Annotated in this window: 13 protein-coding genes and 1 CRISPR repeat array; all 13 genes read right to left on the bottom strand. The window is 30.1% G+C overall.

Translation table 11 applies throughout. The features are described 5' to 3' along the window. Nucleotides 1-47: 47 nt before the first annotated feature. Nucleotides 48-471: direct repeats of the CRISPR family, unit length 30 nt. A gap of 1,160 nt (nt 472-1,631) precedes the next feature. Beyond that, on the bottom strand, nt 1,632-2,129 hold the full coding sequence (locus ACJDT4_RS18905; RefSeq protein WP_406789151.1) for a YARHG domain-containing protein: 498 nt from the start codon (nt 2,127-2,129) through the stop codon (nt 1,632-1,634). A 28-nt stretch (nt 2,130-2,157) separates the two neighbouring features. Then, nucleotides 2,158-4,101, bottom strand: a complete 1,944-nt coding sequence (locus tag ACJDT4_RS18900; protein ID WP_406789150.1) for a GAP1-N2 domain-containing protein — start codon at nt 4,099-4,101, stop codon at nt 2,158-2,160. Further along, on the bottom strand, nt 4,098-5,375 hold the full coding sequence (locus ACJDT4_RS18895; RefSeq protein ID WP_406789149.1) for a hypothetical protein: 1,278 nt from the start codon (nt 5,373-5,375) through the stop codon (nt 4,098-4,100). Before ACJDT4_RS18895 ends, ACJDT4_RS18900 begins: the two co-directional genes overlap by 4 nt. Nucleotides 5,376-5,386: 11 nt before the next feature. Beyond that, nucleotides 5,387-6,025: a hypothetical protein gene (locus ACJDT4_RS18890; RefSeq protein ID WP_406789148.1), complete on the bottom strand. Its 639-nt coding sequence runs from the start codon at nt 6,023-6,025 to the stop codon at nt 5,387-5,389. 170 nt (nt 6,026-6,195) lie between these two features. Then, nucleotides 6,196-7,482 (bottom strand): VWA domain-containing protein, encoded by a 1,287-nt coding sequence (locus ACJDT4_RS18885; protein WP_406789147.1) that lies wholly within the window; start codon nt 7,480-7,482, stop codon nt 6,196-6,198. A 21-nt stretch (nt 7,483-7,503) separates the two neighbouring features. Continuing rightward, nucleotides 7,504-9,810, bottom strand: a complete 2,307-nt coding sequence (locus ACJDT4_RS18880) for a hypothetical protein (protein ID WP_406789146.1) — start codon at nt 9,808-9,810, stop codon at nt 7,504-7,506. Between the two features lie 87 nt (nt 9,811-9,897). Next, the gene (locus tag ACJDT4_RS18875; RefSeq protein ID WP_406789145.1) at nt 9,898-13,305 is read right to left on the bottom strand and encodes a tubulin-like doman-containing protein; all 3,408 of its coding nucleotides are present in this window, start codon (nt 13,303-13,305) and stop codon (nt 9,898-9,900) included. Between the two features lie 160 nt (nt 13,306-13,465). Continuing rightward, nucleotides 13,466-15,202 (bottom strand): VWA domain-containing protein, encoded by a 1,737-nt coding sequence (locus tag ACJDT4_RS18870; protein WP_406789144.1) that lies wholly within the window; start codon nt 15,200-15,202, stop codon nt 13,466-13,468. 329 nt (nt 15,203-15,531) lie between these two features. Beyond that, nucleotides 15,532-16,629 (bottom strand): hypothetical protein, encoded by a 1,098-nt coding sequence (locus ACJDT4_RS18865; RefSeq protein ID WP_406789143.1) that lies wholly within the window; start codon nt 16,627-16,629, stop codon nt 15,532-15,534. Between the two features lie 15 nt (nt 16,630-16,644). Continuing rightward, nucleotides 16,645-19,293 (bottom strand): GAP1-N2 domain-containing protein, encoded by a 2,649-nt coding sequence (locus ACJDT4_RS18860; RefSeq protein WP_406789142.1) that lies wholly within the window; start codon nt 19,291-19,293, stop codon nt 16,645-16,647. 10 nt (nt 19,294-19,303) lie between these two features. Then, nucleotides 19,304-20,488: a hypothetical protein gene (locus tag ACJDT4_RS18855; protein ID WP_406789141.1), complete on the bottom strand. Its 1,185-nt coding sequence runs from the start codon at nt 20,486-20,488 to the stop codon at nt 19,304-19,306. An 11-nt stretch (nt 20,489-20,499) separates the two neighbouring features. Further along, complete coding sequence (locus tag ACJDT4_RS18850; RefSeq protein ID WP_406789140.1) at nt 20,500-21,546, bottom strand: hypothetical protein; 1,047 nt, start codon at nt 21,544-21,546, stop codon at nt 20,500-20,502. A gap of 309 nt (nt 21,547-21,855) precedes the next feature. Continuing rightward, the gene (locus ACJDT4_RS18845) at nt 21,856-23,265 is read right to left on the bottom strand and encodes an amino acid permease (RefSeq protein WP_406789139.1); all 1,410 of its coding nucleotides are present in this window, start codon (nt 23,263-23,265) and stop codon (nt 21,856-21,858) included. Nucleotides 23,266-23,800: the final 535 nt, after the last annotated feature.

The raw sequence follows: 23,800 nt of genomic DNA, 5'->3' as shown, positions 1-23,800 counted from the left end.
TTAAAGTTCAATACATTTGCTAACTTTGCCCTGCTTTGAGGTGATAAATTTAAATACATCTTATGTTAAAGTTCAATACATTTGCTAACTTTGCCCTGCTTTGAGGTGATAAATTTAAATACATCTTATGTTAAAGTTCAATAGAGAATGAAAAATGTAAATTTGAAATATTTGAAGAATTTAAATACATCTTATGTTAAAGTTCAATCTGCACTTACTGCCATATTATTCACTCCTTATTTTTATTTAAATACATCCTATGTTAAAGTTCAACAAAATATTAATGATTTTGGAATATTAAGTGAATGATTTAAATACATCTCATGTTAATGTTCAATCTAATGCATACGCTACAAACTAATGTTTACATAAACATATTTAAATACATCTCATGTTAATGTTCAATGCAAATATGCTTCAGAGCCGGGCATAATCCAATTTATTTAAATACATCTCATGTTAATGTTCAATGCCTGTAAACAAGCCATTCCTTATTTTCATTATACTCTCCTAAGCCGCACTAATAAAGGATTTTCTTGAAATTTTTCCAACCACTTTTCATTTTTTAAAAAAAGTATATAAAAAGTGCTTGAAAGCATTGATTTACAATACATTAAAGCACTTTTATTTATTCTACCGGTTGGAAAAATCAACACCATTATTTACTTTTTACACCAAATCTTCAAAGTGATGAGTATTCTGTTCATCAAATCATATGCGCTCTCGCGCAAACTCTTATTTATTTTATCATAATATATTGATTTGGGCGCTATTCTTTAGATAACTGAGTATTACGTTCATGAAGTCATATGCGCTCTCGCGCAAACTCTAAATGTGTACATCTTATGTTAAAGTTCAATTGGTGCTTTTTTATTTTATAAAGGAGTGATTTTAATATTTAAATACATCCTATGTCAAGGTTCAACTAAAGCGCAATTAACTACTATACAAAATTATTACGCATTTAAATACATCTTATGTTAAAGTTCAATTTTGTGTTACTATACCATTTATTTTATTTTCTATTATATTTAAATACATCTTATGTTAAAGTTCAATAAATTATAACTATGTCGATTATTACTATACTCACCTATTTAAATACATCTTATGTTAAAGTTCAATGTTATTGATTCATTTGATTATCCGGAGGATGATATATTTAAATACATCCTATGTTAAAGTTCAATTCTTTCCTGTATTGCGGCTATTGCACCTATCGGAAATTTAAATACATCCTATGTTAAAGTTCAATAGCAATACAATTAAGAGTCTGTGTAACACAACCATATTTAAATACATCCTATGTTAAAGTTCAATGCCTATAAATAAGCCATTCCCTATTTTCATTATACTCTCCTAAGCCGCACTAATAAAGACTTTCCTCAAAATTTTTCCAACCACTTTTCATTTTTTGAAAAAAGTATATAAAAAGTGCTTCAAATCATTGATTTACAATACATTAAAGCACTTTTATTTATTCTAACGGTTGGGAAAATTTATAAGCATTTATTTCATATTCATTAATTTTAAATTAATAAATAATTCTGTTAACATGTACAAACAATATTTCTAAATTTAAGCAATAAAAAATGGTTATTGCATTATCTTATGCAGTAGCTATTTTTTATCTATTGATTTTTCATATTCTCATACTTTAATATAAATTTAATATTATATCTTTCAACACTGCTTAGCTGTGAATCAGCTCCTCTAAAACTTGGATTTGGTGTATACCAGCTTTTAGCTGCGAAGTAACTTTTAAAAGGTTCCTTTTTAAAAACATATCCATGCCTTGCAAATATCTCATTTCTTGCCAGCATGAGCTCATGACCTGTTAGATTTTTAACCTGAGCATCTGTAAGCTTATACTTGTCACTATCCTTCAAAACATAAGTATTGCTCTTTGAAGGCTCTTTTTTTATCTCTGTTGAAGTTTTTATTGAGTTTGCTTTGTTTACGCTGGCAGCCTTTTTTGAAGGAGTACCCACTAATATTTTAAAATGAATAAAAATAACTAGCACAATAGCAAAAGCTGCAACTGTACCAACAAACCTGGTAGTAGATTTTTTTATTCTTATTTCATTATGATAATTTATATAATCATCAACTTTTTCATAACCTGGCATAATAACAACTCCACTTTTCTAGAAATATCTATTTACTAAAGATTTTACTTAAAGTCATTTTTAACTTTCTAATTCCTTTTGCCATATACTTATCTTCTCTTATTATAAATTCTCTTATGCCTTTTCCGCTCTCTCCCATAATCTGCTTTCTAGCTTCAGCATCCTCAAAAAAGCTTACATCTAGGTTTTCAAAATAATTTAAAAGCGCTCTTTTAAGTTCATGTTCAGCCTTTTTTGAAAATAACTTTTCATACATACGGCAGATCCATATCACAAATTTCCTTGCTTCCTTTGTTTCACCATTCTCCCACACGTACTTTAGCACTTCATTAATATCACACCCAGTATTGTTCAAAAACCCACAGGCTATTTTCAAATAATTTTCATCGTTTATAGCCATTTTATATATTTTTCTTATGACATTTTCAATTTTACTTTTATAGTTTGAATTTTTTATAGCTATTCCTACCGCTGCTGCATCATCAAAATTTTTAATACTTACTACTTTTTTAAGTATACTTATAATTTCATAGTTTTCATTTTCTGTATATCCAGGCAATAGCTTAATCTTTTCTATTGCTGCTATGGTCATAAATTCAGGTTCTACTTCATTTATAAATACATCAAACAAATTTTCAAATATGCTATTTAAAAAGGTTTTTAGATCTTCGTTTTTGTGTTTATTTTGTAACATTGAAATTTTTTCATCTATAAATACAAGATCATTTGATATATAAATAGAAGGCTTTAAAAGTTTTAACGCTTTTTCTCTAAATTTTTCTGCCAGAGTCTCAATAAAACTTGGTGAAATCATAAAGCAAAATTCAACAACTTGAAAATATCCATCAAAATCAGCACATTTATCTATTAAATAACTTGAATATTCTCTTAAACCTTCACTTACATTTTCATTTTGTTTGTTTCTCCTTATAAATTCTGCTAGAAGCTTTTCATCCTTTGTTATACTTTGAAATAAATTTATTTTACCTTCCTCATCTATCCTAAAGGCTTCCTCTTCTTCACTTGTTAAAAGTATTTTGCAGAAATCATCATAGTCATTTATATTTAGGGAATCAAGACAAAAATCACTAGCTTCCTTTATAAAGTTGTTAATTTTTTCATGGTTGTCGATATTTTTGACTATAAAATCTAAGTACTTATGTTCACGGATTTCAAGCCCTTCTTTTAAAAACCTATTTCCTACAAAATCAAATAAATAGCCTGCATTAATTTCTGTATTGATAGTTTTTATTCCGCTTTTTGATACAAATTGAATGTGTATAAAATCCTTACTTTTATAATCCTTAGTATAAGTTATAAAACCAAGCTTTCTTCTAACAGCATATGGAAGTACCTCATATATAAATTTTAGTAGCTCCTTTGCATAAAACGAAAGCATAGCTATATCTACATCTAATATTATGTATATTTTTCTATTTTCAAGCACTGAAAGAAAGCATGCCATTACTATTTCCTTAAATGTATTTTCGTTAATTTTGAGCTTTTTTAGCAGCTCCTTAAAATATAAAAAATCAACATTTTTGTTTTCCATTTCAATATTTGAAAGCTCTTCTAAAACAGAATTGTTCATATTATTGAAGCTGCTTTTAAATCCATCTGCACATATTATTTTATTGGGCTTTTTTATAAAATCTTCTTTTTCCTCTTTTGAAATAACATAGTTGTGAGTAAAAAATGTGCTCCTTTTGCCTTCAAAATCCTTTGGTACAAAAGAAGTTCTTCCAATGACCATATCACCAGAAGGAATATTAAATGCAGTAAGTGCTTGGGGATATTTATCATAGTCATTTTCATTTAAAAGTTCAGCTGGAATTTCATAAAAACAATATTTATGAAGTACATCTTTTACAAAAGCATCACTAAGTCCCTTACTTTTTGCTACAGTATCATAGCCTGGATTATCACTGTAAAGTCCATGTTTTTCTCTTGTATAATAGTGTTGTTTTATCATTTTTCACTGCCTCCAGGTATATATTTCATTTTGTACATAAGCCATAAAAATGGTTCTTCCACCCTTAAGGGTGTTACTGTATTGCTACTGTTTATTTTAAGATTTTGAGGATTACTTCCAAGAGCTGATACTCCAAAATAGCCTGTATTTCTAAAATATGCTTCCATAGCTCCTTTAAACGGAGAATCAGCTTTACCAAGAAATCTTTTCATTTCACCATTTATGTTTTCAAATTCATCTAAATTAAAATACGTATTGTGTTTATAATTTCTAAATATATTGCTATTTGGACTTAAATATTCAGAATCATTCAAATTCTTAAGCATATCTGTTTTTGTAACAACCACTGCCGTTGGTATGTCTGTTGCTGCTCCACTTTCCTTGCCTATGAAATTTTCATAAAAGTAGACTAATATATCCTTTGGTTCTTGATATTTTGCAGTAAAATCACCTTGATCTTCCTTATTTAGAATACTTAATTTTTTTCTCAAGGTTTTCATTTGAAGCGGGTCAACTAAAAATATTATTCCACTGGAATTTTTAATGTGCTCTCCATGTTTGTCTATATATGATTTATCTGTCATCCCTTCGCCTGGAACATCATAAAACACAAAGGTTATTGGTGGTTTTGTATCATCCTTAAATTTAAAATTTGCTATAAGTGGATCTACATGCTCTTTTGGAGTTGGTTCAAGCATTTTATTGTATTCAAATATTATACTTTGATTTTCTTTTATTTCCTCATTATATTCTGAATTTCCCGCAATAAGTGCTCCATTAAAATCCTCAGCTGCATAATGTTCCAAAACATAAAGAAGACATGTCATGTAAACAGATTTTCCAACTTGAGATGCTCCAACTACAGATATTATATTAGTCGGACCTCTTCCTGCTGTTATTGGAAGTTCATTGTGACAATATGGACAAAGTCTCTTATCAGTTACCACATCGTATTTATCTTTAACCTCGAGAATAACTCCATCAACTATTTTTATATTTCCTTTGGGAAGGCTTTCTGGTTTTATTACAGGATTAAGCTCTGAAATAGCTGCCTTGCCTATTTTTTGATTGTAGCTATTTAGCTCTTCATCTACAGCCTTTTCATATTCCGGATCGCCTTCTTCACTGTGCTGTGTTCTAAAAACTACATTGTTTGGTTTAAATTTTTTAAAGCAAAACGGACATACTATATCGTAAGCTCCTTTGCGCATATTTGCAGTTGACATTTTAATCTTATTACTTTTGCCTCCAAATATTTTATTAAATAAAGCCACTTATATCACCCTTACTTTCGCTTTAAAATATATTTACTTCCACCCTTTTTAACATTATTTAAAAAGATCTTTATGTATTCATCCTTAGCAACTTCAAAAGACTGCATTTCATTTTTTCCAATATGAAAATCAGTTGGAAACTGAAACTTTAAACCATCTTCTATTCCCGTTGGATACGAACCTTTCTTTTTAACATAACAAAGTGTATCCTTGCTTATTGGCATATCTACAAATACAATTAGTTGAACACTTTTTGTTTTTGAAAACAACTTTTTATTCTCAATAACATCATATATAATTTCTGGTCTTCCCATACACACCGTAATTTCATTATCTTCATCTAATTGTCTAATTAAAACTGTATCTGTCTTTTCTTCTCTTGCTGGAAATACAACAAACCTGTATTCACTTATATCCCTTATTTTTTCTACATATCCATTGAATTCTCTATATTCATCCTTTGTGTACAGTTTAACATTTTTTTCGTTTATTGTAACCTCCTCTATACTCTTAGAAGCCTTCTCCTTAAGTATATAAACAATATCGGAGGCTTCCTGCCATTTCCACTTAAGTGTTAATGTATCATCATAAATTTCCGCTTTTAAATCAGTTATTCTTTCATCTTCTTTGTTTAACTCTCGTACTTTCAAATAATCACCCCACTTTTTTAGAGTAGAGAGTAGAGAGCAAAGAGTAGAGTAAAAGTTGCTTTTCTGCTGATACAGAGAAAACCTTAATCTATAAGTTTAAAGATTTACCCGACGCAAGGAAGATAGATCCTCCTTCACTCTACTCTCTACTCTTTACTCTCTGATCTGTTTTAGCTAAAGCTGTGTCTAGAATTTTTACTTTCCTTATCAAAACCGTTCAGCTTTACCTCTTCAGTTCTCTTTTTACTAAATGATTTTCTGCTTCTACTTACTTTTTCATCATAACCTTCTCGTGCAAATAAGGTAAATACCACTGCAATGGCTAAATCTGCCAACATTCTATATAAAACTCCATGCCAGGCTGCATTTTCAAAGCCAATTTCAAGTATTAATCCTGCAATTATCCCAGCAATAACTCCACCAATTAAAAAACCTTTTAAAAGATATTTATTGTCCAGAACAAAACTAACACCAGTTGAAACTACTACTGCAATTAAAGTTATAAAAAGCACTCTCAAAAATCCATAAAATACACTTTCGCCATAAACTCCATTTCTCTTATCATTTAAAAGTCTTTCTTGCCTATCTCTGTATATCTTAACAAAAGTATTTTTTATATCCTTAACATCCTTTACATTATAATAATCTCCACCCGATGCCTTAGCTATTTTTTTAAGCATATAAAAATTATCACCATTTGACATTCCAACTGTATAAACTGGTATTCCACTATTATTGTAAGGCTCCATTGTTTTATCAAACCTATCCTCAAGTTTGTAGTTATCCCCTCCATCAGAAAGCATTATAACCATTGGATTTCTTCCGTTTTCTCTAGACTTAGTTATTTCACTATATGCTGAGTTAAGTGCTTCCCCCATATTTGTATTTCCAGAGGGATTTTTATACTTCTGAAGCTCATTCATTATATCTTCTTTAACATCCTTATTAACATAGGACATCTCTTTTATCTTAACCGCATGATCATCAAATTTGTATACTGCCGCTCTATTTCCACTGTTCATACTGTCTAAAAGATTTCTTACTGCATCAAATCTTTCGTTGTCAGGATCTGTCTTAGACATACTTCCAGAAGTATCTATAAGAACAACAACATCATTTATGACTTTATTACTTTGCTTAAAGGATAGCTCGTACAAGAATTGAAACAGCGTTCCTGCAACTATGGTTACTATTAAAGTACATGGCACTAAAAATTTAAAGGATAAACTAACATAATCCTTTCTCCAATTTTGTCCGTTTATTACTGGGTGAATAACTTCTGCAAGCAAACACATTAACCCTACAAAAAGAGAAAGTATTCCAAAATACAATCCTATAAGCAAGCTGTGGGGCATTGTATACTTAAATGAGTTTATAAGTATTTCTCCAACTATGAAAGCTGCTAATCCTCCAACAGCACTCATTAAAACCATAAGCCAATTTATCTTTAATTTCATAGATTTTCTCCTTTTTTTTAATCATCCATGAAGCTTATACCCTTCTTTTAAAGCCGCTTCATAGTATTTTACGGAATTTTTATAATATATTAAATCCTTTATTTTAAAGCCTCCCATTAAAGAAAGTTTCTCAATACCAGTTGCTCTTCTTTCATGAATATATCCTATCTCACAGCTTTTGGATTGCTTGTCAAAATTATATGCATATTTTATAAAATCACTGCTGTAATCACCAAAGAAATACTTTTCTTCATACTTTGTAACATTGTAATCAATTATGAATGCTTTTGAAATAGAATTGCTTTCTAGTATAGTACATAGATTTTTAAATATCTCATCCTTCGTTGATATTTCCCTATCGTAGCTTGAAGTTGATATATTGGTTCTTTCATTTAATTCATCTTCAAAACTCATTGAAAATTCTTTCTCTGTTAATATATATTTTAGGCACATTTCCTGAAGCCTGTCTACAATTTCGTCTGTTCCAGCTTTAATTATGTCATATAAATCTCCAGCAAATTCCTCTTTAAAATAAAATCTTTTACCAAATTTTTCTTTAAGCCCTAACAGCTTTTCTTTTACTATGCCTTCATAATATTCTCTTATATTCTGGCCTATATAATTATCATTTTCCCTTATAAGTTCTAGTGTATACCTATGTATTTTTTCTTTAGTCTTAGTTAACTTTTCTATGAGTTCACCAAAGTATGCATTTAAATTTGAAAGCTCTTCTATACAATTTTTAATATATGTACATTTTAGCTGCATTTTTAATATTTCTATTTTTCTAGAGTACACTTCATTAAATATCTGACCTTTTATGTCCCTTAATATTTCCTCTTTACCAAGTAGCGATTTAAAAAAAGACGGTCTTTTTATGTCACCTTCATATATTTCATCAATGTGATTCTGAAGCTTTTCCATAGAAATTTCATACTCTTTAACTCTATTATTAAGTGTATCTATTATTTCCTCATCCCTAGTACATAGATATGCTGCATACACTCCAAGCTCTTGTTTTCTAGCTATTTTTTCTACAGCTTCACCTATGGCTGCTTTGAAATTCATGCTGCTTAGCTTTTCATTTGCATACTCTTTAAAATTCACTTCATAAAACTTTTCACACATATTATCGTACAGTTCTCTTTCAGCCTCTTTAAGGGTTACTTTGTCTCCTTTAATTCTTGATTTTATGGTCATAATAGCCATCATATCTTCTACACCTTTATCTTCAGGCATGCATTTCTTCATTTTATTATTAATTGTCTCTTCATCTAAGCCAAGTTCAAAAAGTATATCTGTTTCTTTTATTGCAGAAGTATCCTTAAGTGTATTAAGCATATCTTCATAAACACAGGAAAGCACTGCCATTGAAACAGCACTATTGGGCCTCTTTATAACTGAAAGTCCTGCTGTGGCAAGTGTAAGTTCTCCATTTTCATCAGATATATTTCTTCTAAATATGTTGTCATCATAAATTTTATTTTTTATATCATAATAGCTTTCACTATTTATTTTTCTATTTTTTATAAGGCTTATATATGAAATTATATTATAATTTTCTTCTAAACTATTCCTAGTAACTACGCCTTTTTTATTAACATCACTTAAAATATACACAAGTTCAAATATCGGTTTATCCCATTTAACAGCCAATTTTCTATTTCCATCAAAAACTTCTATTTCTTTTTCATATTTAAAATTACTGCTTTGAAAAAAGTTCACTTCTTTAAAAAAGCTTACTGCCAGAGCTCCTCTATTAAACTCATCATTTTCATCCTGAGCTTTTGTTTCTATAAGTGTATACAAATCACAAGCTGTAATTAAGAAATTCTGCATAAGCTTTGTTTTAATTAAGAGCGTAATTTCTGGAACCAAAATATTCAGTTCGTCATCTGCTCTTGTTACAACGGCTATGTTAATTTTTTCAAAGCTTGCAAATTCCTCTCCCTGTTCCAGTATCTTGTTTTTAACTTTTACTATTTCTTTATTTAAATTTGTTAATATCTCATCGTCATAATAAAGCTTATCATATATGCTTTTTCTTAAGCCTTTAAAGTTTTCTTTATCATATGGGATATTAAAATTAAATACATTGCTTTCTTCAAATTTTTTTTCAGAAAATACATTAAAAAATAAAATTCCAGCTCCATTATCTAACGTCTTATTTATATATGAGTATACCTTTTTAGAGGCCTCTATGGATTTATCTCCTAAGAATACAAAAAGAACAGGGTTTCTAAAACTCCTCTGCTCATCACTTTTATGTATCGCTTTATCCATGTCATTAGAATACTTATGCGTAAACTTTTCAAATAATTCCTCCATAAAATCAACCCCTCTTCTTAGAAGATAGTTCACAGAGGACAATTATAATTAATTTTCTTTGCCCCCTGTATCTTCTCCTCTATTTTATTATTCTAATGTCCTTTTCAATTCTTTAACCTTATCAAGCATGGCAGAGTAAAAATTATAAATTTCATCTCCATTTTCAAATTCAAATTTTCTGTAATCGAGCTCTTCTACATATTTGCTGTAACTCAATACCATTTCGCTTATCTTCTTGTAAATTATATCCGCACCTTCTTCTCTCATAGAAAGATCATTAAATCTCTTTTCTGCTTTTGCATTTATTACACTAAGCTCTTTATCTTCAAGCTTCTTATACTTACTGAAGATATAAAACTCAATATATTCCTTCTGCTTCATTATATTTAAGAAAGGCGGCACCTCTGTCTTTTCACTTTCATCCTTATCATAAATATAAACCATTCCTTTTTTGCATATTGTATCTGTATACATTACCTGCAAGAAATCATTTATTATTTTTGTCTTCTTATTCATTTCCACTACATAAGTCTGCAGTTCATTTATTTTATCTTCTATGGAAGAGTATTTGCGCACTTCTTCTTTAACTAACTTTATGAGCCTTGGAGACCTTAAGAAGCTTTCCTTTGCTGATGCTTCATCTCTGCTGTCAAATATAAAATACTTTTGGTTATCTGCAAATTCTACCTTTTCAAGGTCCTTTTCCTTCATTATTTTTCTAAGCTCTATCAAACACTTATTTATTTCGCTGATATTAGGTGTTTCACCTTCTGCTATTCCAAGCTTATAGTTTTTAGTTATACTATTTATATCAAAATCTTTTGTAATTATGCATTTATACTTTGAACTCAATTGTGAGTCTGTCATAACTATGCATTCATATTTTATTGCTTTATCAAAAAGCTCTTTCACTTCGTCATTATATTTTCTAACTCTTTCATTTTCATAAGTTACTCCCCAAGACGCTTCTGGTATAGGTGATGGCAAATACGCCCAATTATTGTTCCTGTTTTGAACTAAATGTCTCCCTATTCCATCTTGTTTAAGTATGGTCTTTTCATATTCCTCTTCATACTGTTTTATTGGAGCGTAAGAATAAAGCGGCACGCCAACCTCTGTGTTAAGCCAAAATATTCTATTGGTAACCTTGCTTTGTCTAATGTTTACTTGATTTCCGTGAGTTGATGTCATTTTATACTGTTCTATACCTTTTTTAATCCTCGGAGTTCTCATAGGTACAGAAACCATATCCCAAGATGGGAACGTAAAGCTTGAACCTGAATCATTAAGCTGAAATACAGGTACAGCATCATCATCGAGCTTAGGTGCTATTGTCTTTCTTACAAAATCCTCTATGGACTTATCTTCACCATACTTCATTATTATGAATTCCTCCATAGATTTTGTAATTATACTTTCAAATTGATCAGAAACAAATTTTGAAATTGATCCCGTTATGTCAATTTGCTGTTCATCAATCCATTTTTGCGATTCTTCTAAAAGCGTTGAAGTAAACTTTCTTATTACCTCATCGGCATCTTGTCTATCAACTATTTCATCTATTGACTTAACTACATCCGGTACCTCTATAACATTCCAGTAGTAAGTTTTTCCACCAGCTAAATTATCTTCTTCCCTTGATCTTACAAGTATATCTGCATCTTCTTTAAATATCTTATTTAGTTCATTTAATATTTCGCTATAAACATGATATATTGCATTATTTTCATGGCTTATTATTTCTATAACTCTGTGGTAAAAATCTATCATCCTAGAAAGCTTTTCTTCATCTGCTCTAGCATTATATTCCTCTATTTTTGCCTTTATATAATCATTTTTCTTGGTTTCCTTTGATAAAAGAGCCTTTCTTGCTTCTCCAAACTTGTCCTCTGCTCTATCCTTAAGTTCTGAAATCAACTGCGGAATATTTCTTCTTTTATCTTCAAGAGATTCAATTATAACCTCTATAGTTTTTATAGCGTTAAAGCCCTTATCTGTAAAAAGCATTCTTGATGCATAAAAAGGACCTTTGCCTGCATCCTTAAACATTCTATCCACGTTTTCTCTAATGACCTTAGCTATTTCGCCTGGATACTGATAATTTACTTTAGCATACTCATCAGCTGCTTCTCTTAAATAAGCCGAAAGCTCATCATCTATGTCAATTGACTGCTTTTTTATCACATTATCAAAATTAAACTTTTCTCTATTTGCATAACCTGATAATGGTTTTCTTCCAAACAACTCTTTTTCAAATCTAGCTTCTACAGCATCCACATCAAGCTTCACATTTTTTATAAATTGGTCAACTTCCTGCTCTGTAGGCGCTTTTTCAAACATCTTGTTCATCTTTTCAAAAAGCCTGCAGCCAAGATAAGTTGTTATTTCCTCAATAGGAAGAACTGCTGCCGAAGCACCTATTATAACGTATTTATAGTTTGCCTTATATGGCTTTGGCATTTGATTTATAAGTGTTGGCACATTGCTTAACCAATCATGTATAGCAAATTCTTGTCCAGATTCCCTCTGCTCATTTGATATAAAATTTGTTATTATTTCTGCTGTAACATTCATAGAATACTCGTATCCATTTTCAAGTATCTTTCCTTGTTTGTTTGTTGCAGATATCAAATGGCAAACATCAAAAGGTGCTGAAGGAGAATCCACCTTAAAATTCTTATAATTTTGAACAAACCTATCTCCTCTTTCTGGTATGTTCATTAAATAATCCACTTCTTTGAGTGCTGCATACCCATTTTTTATTATGTAGCTTCTAGCATTTATCTCTGGATTTTTAGATAAGTTTACATCCGGAGTAAATAAATATCCAAGTATATTTACCCTATCTATTCCCTGAGCACCAAACTTCTCTTGAATTAAGCCTCTTACTAAATAAGCTATATCAATAAAACTTCCACTTCCTGTTCCACCTGATATACCCGTAAGTATAAAAACTTCAAGCTTTTCATTGGTGTTTTGCATTACATTCCATATCTTTTTTCTTATACTTTCAACAACTTCATTTATTTTTGTGAATAAAAGCAGCCTACCAGCCTGTCTATTTCCATTTGCTCCCTGCATACCATCAGATATACTAAGTTCAGGTGAAAGCCATTCCTTTATGCAATCATCTAGTATTTCTCTATCATTTAATATAGAGCCTATTTGTGCATTTGATAAAAGTACTAGTTCACTTTGAGGGTCGAGTCCTATTCCTCTAAAATTCTTATTTTTCTCATAGGCATTGGTTTCAAAAGCTAGGAATTCAACTCCATTTGGTTTTTCTTTTCTTACCTTTGTTATTTCATCTTCGGGAAGATTGAACCTTCTATTTATTTGATATTTTACTCTTAAAAGAGCGTCAATTCCTGTTCCCCCTATACCAATTATAAGCACAGGATTATCTATTTTATCTATACGAATTTTGTCACTTATAATGCCGCCGCCAGTCATAACATCAAATTCTCTTATTTGTTCTCTAACTTTACCATTCACTATAAAACCTCCATTATTTCAGAGTAGAGAGTAGAGTGATGGACAATTTTCTGCTATCGCTAAAAATTTATAACTTAATGTGCTGCCGCCCAAACCTTCTTCTCGCCGAAGGCAAATCCTCCTTCACTCTACTCTTTACTCTCTAATCTCTGCTCTGTAATTAGTCTGTGTAAAATTCCATTGAAACAGTCTTTTCAACTTTACTTAAAACTATAACAATCCTGTCTCCATTTAGTATTTCTATATTTTCTCCATTTTCAACATTTCTTCCTGATCTTTTTACTATACATTCCGATTTATTATCTAGAATTAGACATTCATTTCCAAACCTAAAATTCAATTTTTCTGTTTCTGAAAATTCTTCTTTTAATCCTAAAACTTCATACAAACTAAATTTACCTGTGTAACCCTCAAGTAGCTTGTACTTAGGAGATGATATCTCTCCTGTACTTTCATCCTTTACCTCCAGCATAACACGTCCAAAGCCTTTTTTTATGCCCCTTTTAATTTTCATTATTGTAAACAAGGCTAGAAGTAAAATAGCTAAAACAACTAAAATTATTATAATTATTTGCACTGCATTTGATTTCTTAGAACCTGCTAAAGCTGCATCTTGTACCTTTATCGTTACTGGACTGCTTTCTCTAAAAAAACTATTACCATCAAGTTTAACACTTACTTCATAGCTTCCTAAAGCATCAAATTTATATTTTCCTGTAAAATCACCGGCATTTTTAGTTAAGCTGCTCTCCTTTGTAGAATTATCTTTCAAATTTTTAATTACAAGCTTAGCATGTACACCAGTGTACACACTCTTATCTGATACCCTTTGACCATTGCTCATTAAATAAGCTGAAACATTTATACTGTCACCTTTTTTTATGGAAGTTGGACTTATACTTGTTCCAACTGTTAAATTATAGTTGTACACAAAATTAACTTTTATATTGTCACCACTTACACCTTTTACCTTAAGTGTCCAAACACCTTTTTCTGGCTTCAAAATTTTAAGAAGGGTGTACTTTTTAGAAGTAGACACATAAGCATTCTGCGAAGGGAGGTCTACTTCCTTACCCTTGTTATCTATAAGCTTAATGTCCAAAGGTTTAGTTGAAAGCATCGATACATTTGCCTCTTCAACATCTGAATTTGGAATATTTATTTTAACCTCTTGAAAGGCACCATTTGCAGCTATTGTTCCACCATCTTGAACCTTTACCTTTGAGTTATCTGCATATATATCCGTTAGTATCTTAGGTAAGTCTGCTGCTGTATTAGTTATGTAGCTTTTGCCACCAGTGCTCTCTGATATATTTGAAAGCTGATTCTTGTCTACAGTGCCATCATAATTAAGTCCTATAGTATATATCTTATAGCCTTTATTTTTAGCTGTTTCTATAGCATTATTTAAATCTTTTTTTGATTCCTCTGAACTCCTCGCAGGATCATTTTTTCCATCAGATAAAAGTATTATAACCGGTCTATGTCCACTTTCATGTCCACTATTCATCAAATTTACAGCTTCTTTAAGCCCCATACCTGTATCTGTTTTTTGTCCAAGCTGTATTCCATTTGTCATATTCTTAATATTTTCTTTATCATCCTTTGAATTTACAGCATCTAAATTGTGTTCTCTTACAATATTATCAGAATAAGCTACAAGTCCAAACTTATTACCAGAATTCTCACTCATATCCAGAAACATCTTAATAGCTTCTATCCTAATTTCCTCAGGATCACTTTCCTTCATAGAGCCACTAGAATCAAGCAAAAAAACCGTATCTAAATTTGAATGTGAGGTGCTTTCTGCATAAAATTTTGGTATGTATAAAATTTGCATCATTATTATCAGCATAATTAAAAATACTTGATAACACTTTTTGAATGATATTTTCATAAAAACCCTCCAGAATAGAGTAGAGAGTAAAGAGTAGAGAGTAGAGTGATGATTAGTTTTCCGTCTACACAGAATACTTTAAAACTTAATGGACTAACGCCTAAACCATCAAACCATTACTTTTACTAACTTATAATTTACTTTACCTTCGAAGGTAATCATTATTAAAAATAAAAATACATATGTACCACTGAAATTAATAATTTTTAAGATTTATCCGACGAAAGGAGAATAAGTCATCCTTCACTCTACTCTCTTCTCCATACTCTCTACTCTGTATTATATCTAAACTATATCATACTTTTTGTGTCGAAATTCTTAATAATTTATTACATATTTCTTGTTATCCACTTAATTATTTCTAAATTATCATTTCTGCCCAAACCTGTCTTAAAAAACTTATATTTTGTAAAGCTATTGTATATTTTATTTAAAAATACTTCTTCTCCATTTTCCACAAGAAGCTTTTCTGGTTCCTTGCCTTTATTCACATCATCTAGCATATCATTTTTTACTAGAACAAATGCAGTTGGCTTTTTTATCATTTCTCCTGGCTTTAAATTGTAATTCTTTTGAAGGTTTAAAATAGTTGTATCTAATACATCACTTAATACATAATTGGGTTTTATAAAATTCATGGTGTCTGTAACAGCAAATGAATCTATAATAAATATAAAGCCACTATTATATTCATAATATCTATGCTTCTTTAAGCTCTCACTGCTTGTAAAATCTTTCCCCTCTGTTTCAACTACCATAACATGCTTTTCTCTGCCCTTTTCATTTTCTGTTATTGTTTCATAAAAAGTTTCTTTTTCTGTACTTATCTTTCTTAAACTGCTGTTTTCCATAAAGGTACTCTTTCCACTTCCCTCTCCCCCTATTACAACAATAACAAAGGATGGAATTTCAGGCAGCGGATTTTCATTTCCACAGGTAGGACAAAGAGTTTTTAATTTTCTTTTTCCAAAAGCAGTTACAGGTATTTTATGTCCGCAGCTACATTCTATGCTTAACACGCCATTACTACTAGGTTCAAGACTATAATATGCTGTTCCACAATTAGGACATACATATCTAGGTTCATTGTATTTTGTAAAGCAATTTGGACATATATTATAATCAACTTTATTATGCATATATACTATTCCAGATAATTTTACAAACTCAGCAGCTATACCTTTTAAAAACTTAGTTATTTTTTTACTGAAAGGCATATCATTATTTTTAATTGCATTTCCATCAAATTTACCTGCTGCTTTTTTCGGTAAAATAACTACTGCTGTCGCCGCATAAATTATGCTCCTGCCTAGCTTCAAAGTTATAGAGGATATAAGCTCATCTGCTGGTCTGCATACAACCATAATGATTTTAATAACTCCAAATAACAGTGCCACAATAAAAAATTCCTTAATTATGGTAGTCACTTTATCAGCTCCTAATCAATGTTTATATATTTTCTGTATTTTATTAAAAATAGACTTATTTTCTATCTCCTTCTTCGATAACTTATATATTTCCTGCCACTGCCTTCGTGATTTTCTTGTTTCTTCTCCTCTTGTAGTATTTTCAATAGTTTTTTCAATATAATTATCATAATTTTCAATGCGCGATATATCTACTCTGCGCATATTGCTAATTATACTTTTTTCTATATCCTTAAATTGATTTTTAGAGAATAAGCTTTGACTTTTTATTATAAAGCAAATAAAATCCAAATAAATTTTGTTACTTCCCTTCAAATCAAAGGTATTTTCTACAGCTTTTATATAACTATTAAAATATGTGACCATATATTTGTCATACATAAACATTTTTTTCAATTTCATATGTGATAAAATATCATTCAATTTAGGACAAATCATCTCAAGCATTAAATTTAAAATATTCTCGTATTTTTCTTTACTGATGCCCTCAAAATTAAAAAGAGAGTCATTGCATAAAAATTCTTCTACAGCGATTTTTTCACTATGAAGTAAAGCTGCACATTGAATAATTTCTGAAATATTGGGACCAATAGTTATGCTATATAAATATTTTATATCATTGATTTCCTCTATAGCAGTTCTTTCATCCCTATCTGGAATTTTAACAGGAACCAGCTCTTGAAACTCATATACAAGCTTTTCTGAAAGTTTTTTGCCTAAGTTTTTTTCAAGCTTTCTATTTTTAATGTAATCAGTAAGTGCTTCATAAAAACTCATAGTAATATCATTTTTTTCTAAAGCACAAATAAGAGCCTCTAATGCTTCATTAAAATACTTCTCTCTATAATCTATATTTTCATCAAATATATTAGTACAATAACTGTTAAAGTAATTAATCTTATCATCTGCGGATCTAAGTTTATATTTAAACGAAAGTATTAATATATCAGCACCGTGCTTTTTTTCCAGAAGCTTTTTGATTATCTCATCTGCTTTATAAAAAGAAATTTGAGATAAAGTTTCACTGAAGCTTGAAATTAACGTAACATAATTTTCTCCCGATGAAGAAACTTCGTAAGCTGCACTTATTATATTTGAAAAGTAATCTGCCTCCTCATGAATATACATAAGTACATAATCAAACCTATTCTTGTCCTTTATAACTATTCTAAGACACAGAGCTATAAATTTTTTAAATTTTATATTTTCTCCAAAATAATTCCATGGTATTGGTGCTTTGCTCAATTTTGCAAGTGTAATAAAATCCCCAATTATACTGCAAAGATAAAACTGAGCATGTCTTGCTGCTCCACCTTCAAGATAAACGGAAATACTTTTTATTCTTTCACCACAAGCTGATTTAAAAACAAATTCTTTAATATTAGCCTTGTTATACTCTCTTATATCCTCATAAAGCTTTATTATATCTGCTATATCTATATTTTCACCATCCACCACCATAAAATGAATGGAATTGAAAAAGAATTCATACGCCTTGTCAATATACTCTTGTTTTTTAGTAATTCCAGATATTCTAAACAAGAATTTGAACATAACTTCTGCCATTTTTAGATTTAAATTTGTGGTTATCTTGTTTAAAGCTTCAGCATCAATTGTACTCATTATTTTCTCAAGTGCATTTGCTGATCCATATTCGTTAGCGAAAGCTATGGCATTTACTGCATCCTCATCATTTATTTTTTGAAGTCCATTGTTTATTATATTGAACAAATTAACACAATTATCTATATTAGAATCTATCTTTTTATAATCAAAAAGTTCCATAAATTCTATAATAGCTAACCTATAATCTTTTATTATTGTATATTCTAGTGATGCTTGCTTTGCAAATTTGGTTTTTAATTCTATTTCGTTGTTATTTCCTGAATTAAAATTAAAAACACTAAATTTGTAATTTCTATTTGAAGCATTTAATTGAGCTTGTAAACCTTCATCTAAAGTTCCACATAAAAATTCACCAGAATTAAAGGCATCAAAATTATAGGTACTAAAGGTTATACTATTTGCCATAGAAACCGGAAGCGTCATGGTTGCTGCTGCAATCCACATATAAAGATTTTTAGCATCATCTGAAAAAATAACCTTCTTATCCTTCTCCTTAGCCTCAATAATGCTATCAATTAGATAATTTAAACTCTTAGTTCTCTTTTTCGCTGAGGCTCCCTTTAAAAACCTTTCAATATCAGCAGTAGTTATAAAATCTTCTTCTGGAATGTTATTTAACACTAAAAGTGGTTTTATACAAGCTGCATTTTCTTCTTCCTTCGTAAGCCCGCTTTTAAAAATCCTTGAATTATAAAGCTGAATTGGATAAAAAGGCAGTTCTTCACTCTCCCATATGAGCACGTGACAAAAATAGTTTCCAAACCTTCCAGAATAGTCTTTTCCTTTATACCTTGTTTTACAAATACACAATTTCCCATTTTTTAATTTAAAAAAAGAAAAATCTATTGGAAAAAGTTCTTCTATCTCTTCTTCCGTAGGACTACTAGAAAGCCTAACTGGCTGAACATAATTGCAGTGCTTTTCTATTTCTTGTCTTTCTTCTTCAGTAATTCCTCTAGACATAGAATAGGTTTGAAATCCCATTCCGGAAGTCAAGCCTTTTTTACAGGAGGTATAATACAGCTGATATATATTCATGCTAAAAACATCACTTCCTTTTTTCAGCCTTTATGAGTTTATATTTCCAAAGCAGCCATAAGAAAGGATCCTCTACCCTATGAGGCCTTAATTTTAATATTTTATTACTCTCTGGACTGCACCCAAGTGCTGTAAGTCCGAAATATGCGTAATCTTTAAAATTAGCGCTTAATTGATTTGTAAAGTTAGTTCCTCCCCATTCCTTTACAAGAGCCTCCATAGTGTCATTTACATCTTCAAAATCCGCTATATCAAATTTCCCCTCTTCAACATGCTTGCTAGGATAATTGATAGAACATGATTTTCCTATTATTTCTTCCAAGGCATCAATTTTAGAAAATGCCACTGCCACCGGTATATCTATAGGCTTTTCTAGACTTATACCATTTGCCTTTCTTATCAAATTTGCCGTTCTTGAAAGCAAATCATCTATTTCTGTATTTTGCTCTGGCAACTTAATTTCTTTGGGCATTTTTTCCCTCACATAAGGAAGCTGAAGAGGATCTAAGAGAAAGATTATTCCAGAGGAATTGTATATATACTTATTAACAGTTTTCATAGTATCTTCTTCATTTAGATCTTCACCTGCTGTATCAAAAAACGCTATAGTAATAACTTTTTTTACATTATTCCTTTTAACCAATCTTGCAAACTTATTTTTTTCCCTAAAAGAAAGAGTGTACAATAAAGGTTTACTTACACTTTCATCTGCTTTAGCCGAACGTGTTATTTTTATAAGTTCATTTTTTCTAAATACAGGATAGTAAAAATCATTTCTATATCTTTTTATGGTTGCATCATCTATTGCCTGAAGGCTGCAGTCAAAAGCCGCTCCTATTTCATTCATTATTTTATCTATCAATACTGCTATATAATGGCTCTTTCCCGCTTCTTTGGCGCCTATTACAGCAAAAACTAAGTCCTCATACTCTCCTATGGTATATGGAAGTTCAGAACCGCAACTTGGACATACCTTTGTAGTTGACAGTTCTCCACATTCATTACAGTACATGGATTTTGGAATTTCATTACCTTCACCATTTTCGTCAAACATTATCTTATTGCTTTTAGCATTTTCACATATTTGTCCATCCTTGTTATACTTATCATTTTTACATACAAACCCTACTTCATTTAAGGCATGTTTTGTAAAACAAAATGGACATATATAATAGTCTTTTTTATAAAAATTCATAAATCCACCTCCTATTTAAAGTACAGCTCTCTTTTTTCTGGTGGTATTATTCTAAACATAGAGCCATTTCTTTCATCATCAAAAAACAATTTAATATATGTATTTTTTCTTATTAAATCAACTGGAACCTCAACCTCTGCAGTTTCATCTTTACTAAGCTTAATATAATCAAATTTATAGATTTCTTCTCCATCTGACTTTAAAACTGGTATACTTGCCTTTTTAGAAACAAGCACTGTTGGCGGCATATTAATTTCTTCAGCTGAAGTAGAAAATAGCACACTTACAGCTTTAACACTACCAAATAGACTTTTTTTAACCTTCAACCTATAGAATACCTCACTTGGAGCCTTACTTACAACTAACCTTTTTTTGCCTTCAAGATAAGTCACTTCACCATTAACTTCAAGAACAGGAAAAACACAAAAATAATAATTTTCTTCTTTTACCTTATGAATTATAAATTGCCCTACAGCCTCTCCATAACTTTTATCAACTATTATTTTTACAGCACTGCTGTCATCAGCTTTAGTAGGAAACTTATCATTTCTATATAAAACCAACATTCTATTAACCCCGTAAGGCCAATCCCAATCTATTGAAAGCTGATTATATTTAACTTCTCCTCTTATTACCTTTATATTTTCAGGCAACCTTCCAGGTTCAATATATTCCACTTCTGGCTCTTTTATTTCTTTAGGCTTAATATCTTCATTTAAATTTTCTTCACTTTTAATATTTGAAATAGCATCCTTTATTTTTATGCTGTCAATTCTTATTGTATCATCCAAATCAGCGTTTTCTTGATCTTCACTATTTCTTTTTTTCCCAATTTTATATTCTTTAACATCATCTATTTCTTCCGAATTCTGCTCTATGTACTTTTCATTCTGTGTAAGCTTTGAAATTTCTTTTCTTATTTCCGTTTCTGTAAGCATAGGAAATTCTTCTTTAAAATTATTTATCTCATCCTCCGTAATTTCATCCTTAATAGACAAAACTACATCTATTTCATCCTTTAATTCTTCAATTACCTTCTCCTTATTTTCATACTCCAATAATTTCACCTCAAATCAATACACTATGATTTTAATTATAAATTCATTTAAGATGGTTGTCTACTTTGTTATTGTTTTGAAATGCAGTAAAACAGCGGCTCATATAGAATAGATTTATTAAATTTTCTTTAACTTTCAATAAACAAATATGGTGCATTTTTATAAAACATCTAATTTGAAAAAAAGAGCTGTTATACCAAAAATGTTAAACCACAATCTTTATAAATCACAATTTAACAGTTTTAGTGCAACAACTCCACTTATAATGTATTAAAAAAAATCAATTAAAATTCAACTGTTGACACATTTTCAAAGATCATTTGATATACTTTCATTAATGACTTGATTATTCCCAATAATGCTGTGTTTCCTTCCATATACAAAGTATATAATTAGTCCTAATACAAGCCAAACTACGAATCTTATCCATGTAGCAGGTTTTAAACCAAGTATCAAATAAATACAAAAGATTATTGTAAGAATTGGTGTAAACGGAACACCTGGACATTTAAACTTTCTTTCTACATTTGGCATTGTTTTTCTTAAAACCATAATTCCTAAAGATACTAGTATAAATGCGAACAAGGTGCCTATATTACATAGTTCCATTATTATGTTAAGTGGAACGACTCCAGCAAGAATACAAATTAATACTCCAGTAATTATGGTACATAACCCAGGAGTACCATGTTTTTCATTTACATTCGAAAAAACTTTAGGTAAAAGTCCATCTCTTGACATAACCATAAAAATTCTAACCTGAGCATATAAAACACATAAGAGCGTAGAAATCATTCCTATTACCGCACCAACTCCAACAAGCGCAGAACCCCAGTTTATCCCAATATATGAAAGTGCACCTGGAAGTGCATTATTTATATCTATTTTGCTAAATGGTATTATACCTGTAAGCACTAAAGCAACAGACATATACAAAACTACTACGACACCAAAACATATCATAATGCCCTTTGGAACATCTCTTTCTGGATTTTTGGTTTCCTCAACTGCAGTTGCTATAGCATCAAAACCTATGAATGAGAAGAATATTATCGATGCTGCTGACATAACACCAGTTATTCCGTAAGGTGAAAATGGATGATAATTTGTTATCTTTATATGTGTTACTCCCAAAAATACAAATAAAAGTATCATAGTTATTTTTAATCCTACTATTAAATTATTTATTTTTGCACTTTCAGAAACACCTTTATACAAAAGCAAAGTTACTGCCAATGTGATTAAAACTGCTGGTAAATCTATAATTCCACCAGCCATTGGAGTTTTAGTAATAATACCAGGAATCTTCATACCGAAATTTGCAAATATACCAGTAAAGGTTCCTGACCAAGCAGATGCTACAGCAGCTCCTGCTACCAAGTATTCGAGCATTAAATCCCATCCTATTATCCACGCTATAATTTCCCCAAATGCAATATACGAATAAGAATACGTACTTCCAGAAACCGGGAACATAGAAGTTAACTCTGAATACGTAAGAGAACATAGTCCACTAGTTATTGCAGCTATTAAAAAAGAAATTATAACTGCTGGTCCAGCAAATTTAGCTCCCTGACCTGTTGCAACAAAAATCCCCGTACCAACAACACAGCCTATTCCTACAGCCGCAAGATCAAAACTTGTTAGCTTTTTTTTAAGCCCACTTTTACTAGCATCATTCCTAAAATTATATATTGTTTTTTTTCTGAATATTTCCAAGGATGTCTCCCCCCTAATTTGATTTTTGTATTAAAACTTCATTTAATCATTAATATATTTTTTAAAAAGTAGATTATTCTTTGGTATATTAATAATATTTTCTGTTCTTTTATTACATTTTAATACCGCGCGGTAAAATAGTCAATAATTTTATAAAAACCATTATTATGTATTTTAGTCCAATGTATTCCAAAATACCAATATTCAATGGATTATGGTACATAAATAGTTTGTAATGAAGCTAGTTTTACTATATACAACTAATCAATCTTGTACATAAAAAATCATTACAAATCAATTAAAAATTAAAAGATTTTAACTTGCTTCCATAGTTAAAGCTTTCAATCCTAACAAATTGAAAACATCAACTTCTAACGCATAAAGCAAGTTAAAATCCCTCACTATTATAATTAATTCATAATGATTTTATATTAAAAAACAAAATATCGTATACTTTTTATTTTTCAATTTTAAACTCCAAAATTGAATCTCCTTCTGTATATCTTAAAGAAAATTCTTTATCATCCTATCTAAA

The sequence above is a fragment of the Clostridium neuense genome (genome assembly GCF_045310695.1).
GTDB classification, from domain to species: domain Bacteria; phylum Bacillota; class Clostridia; order Clostridiales; family Clostridiaceae; genus Clostridium_S; species Clostridium_S neuense.
The sequence above is the reverse complement of the archived record's forward strand: the minus strand, read 5'-3'. Positions and strand labels throughout refer to the sequence as shown.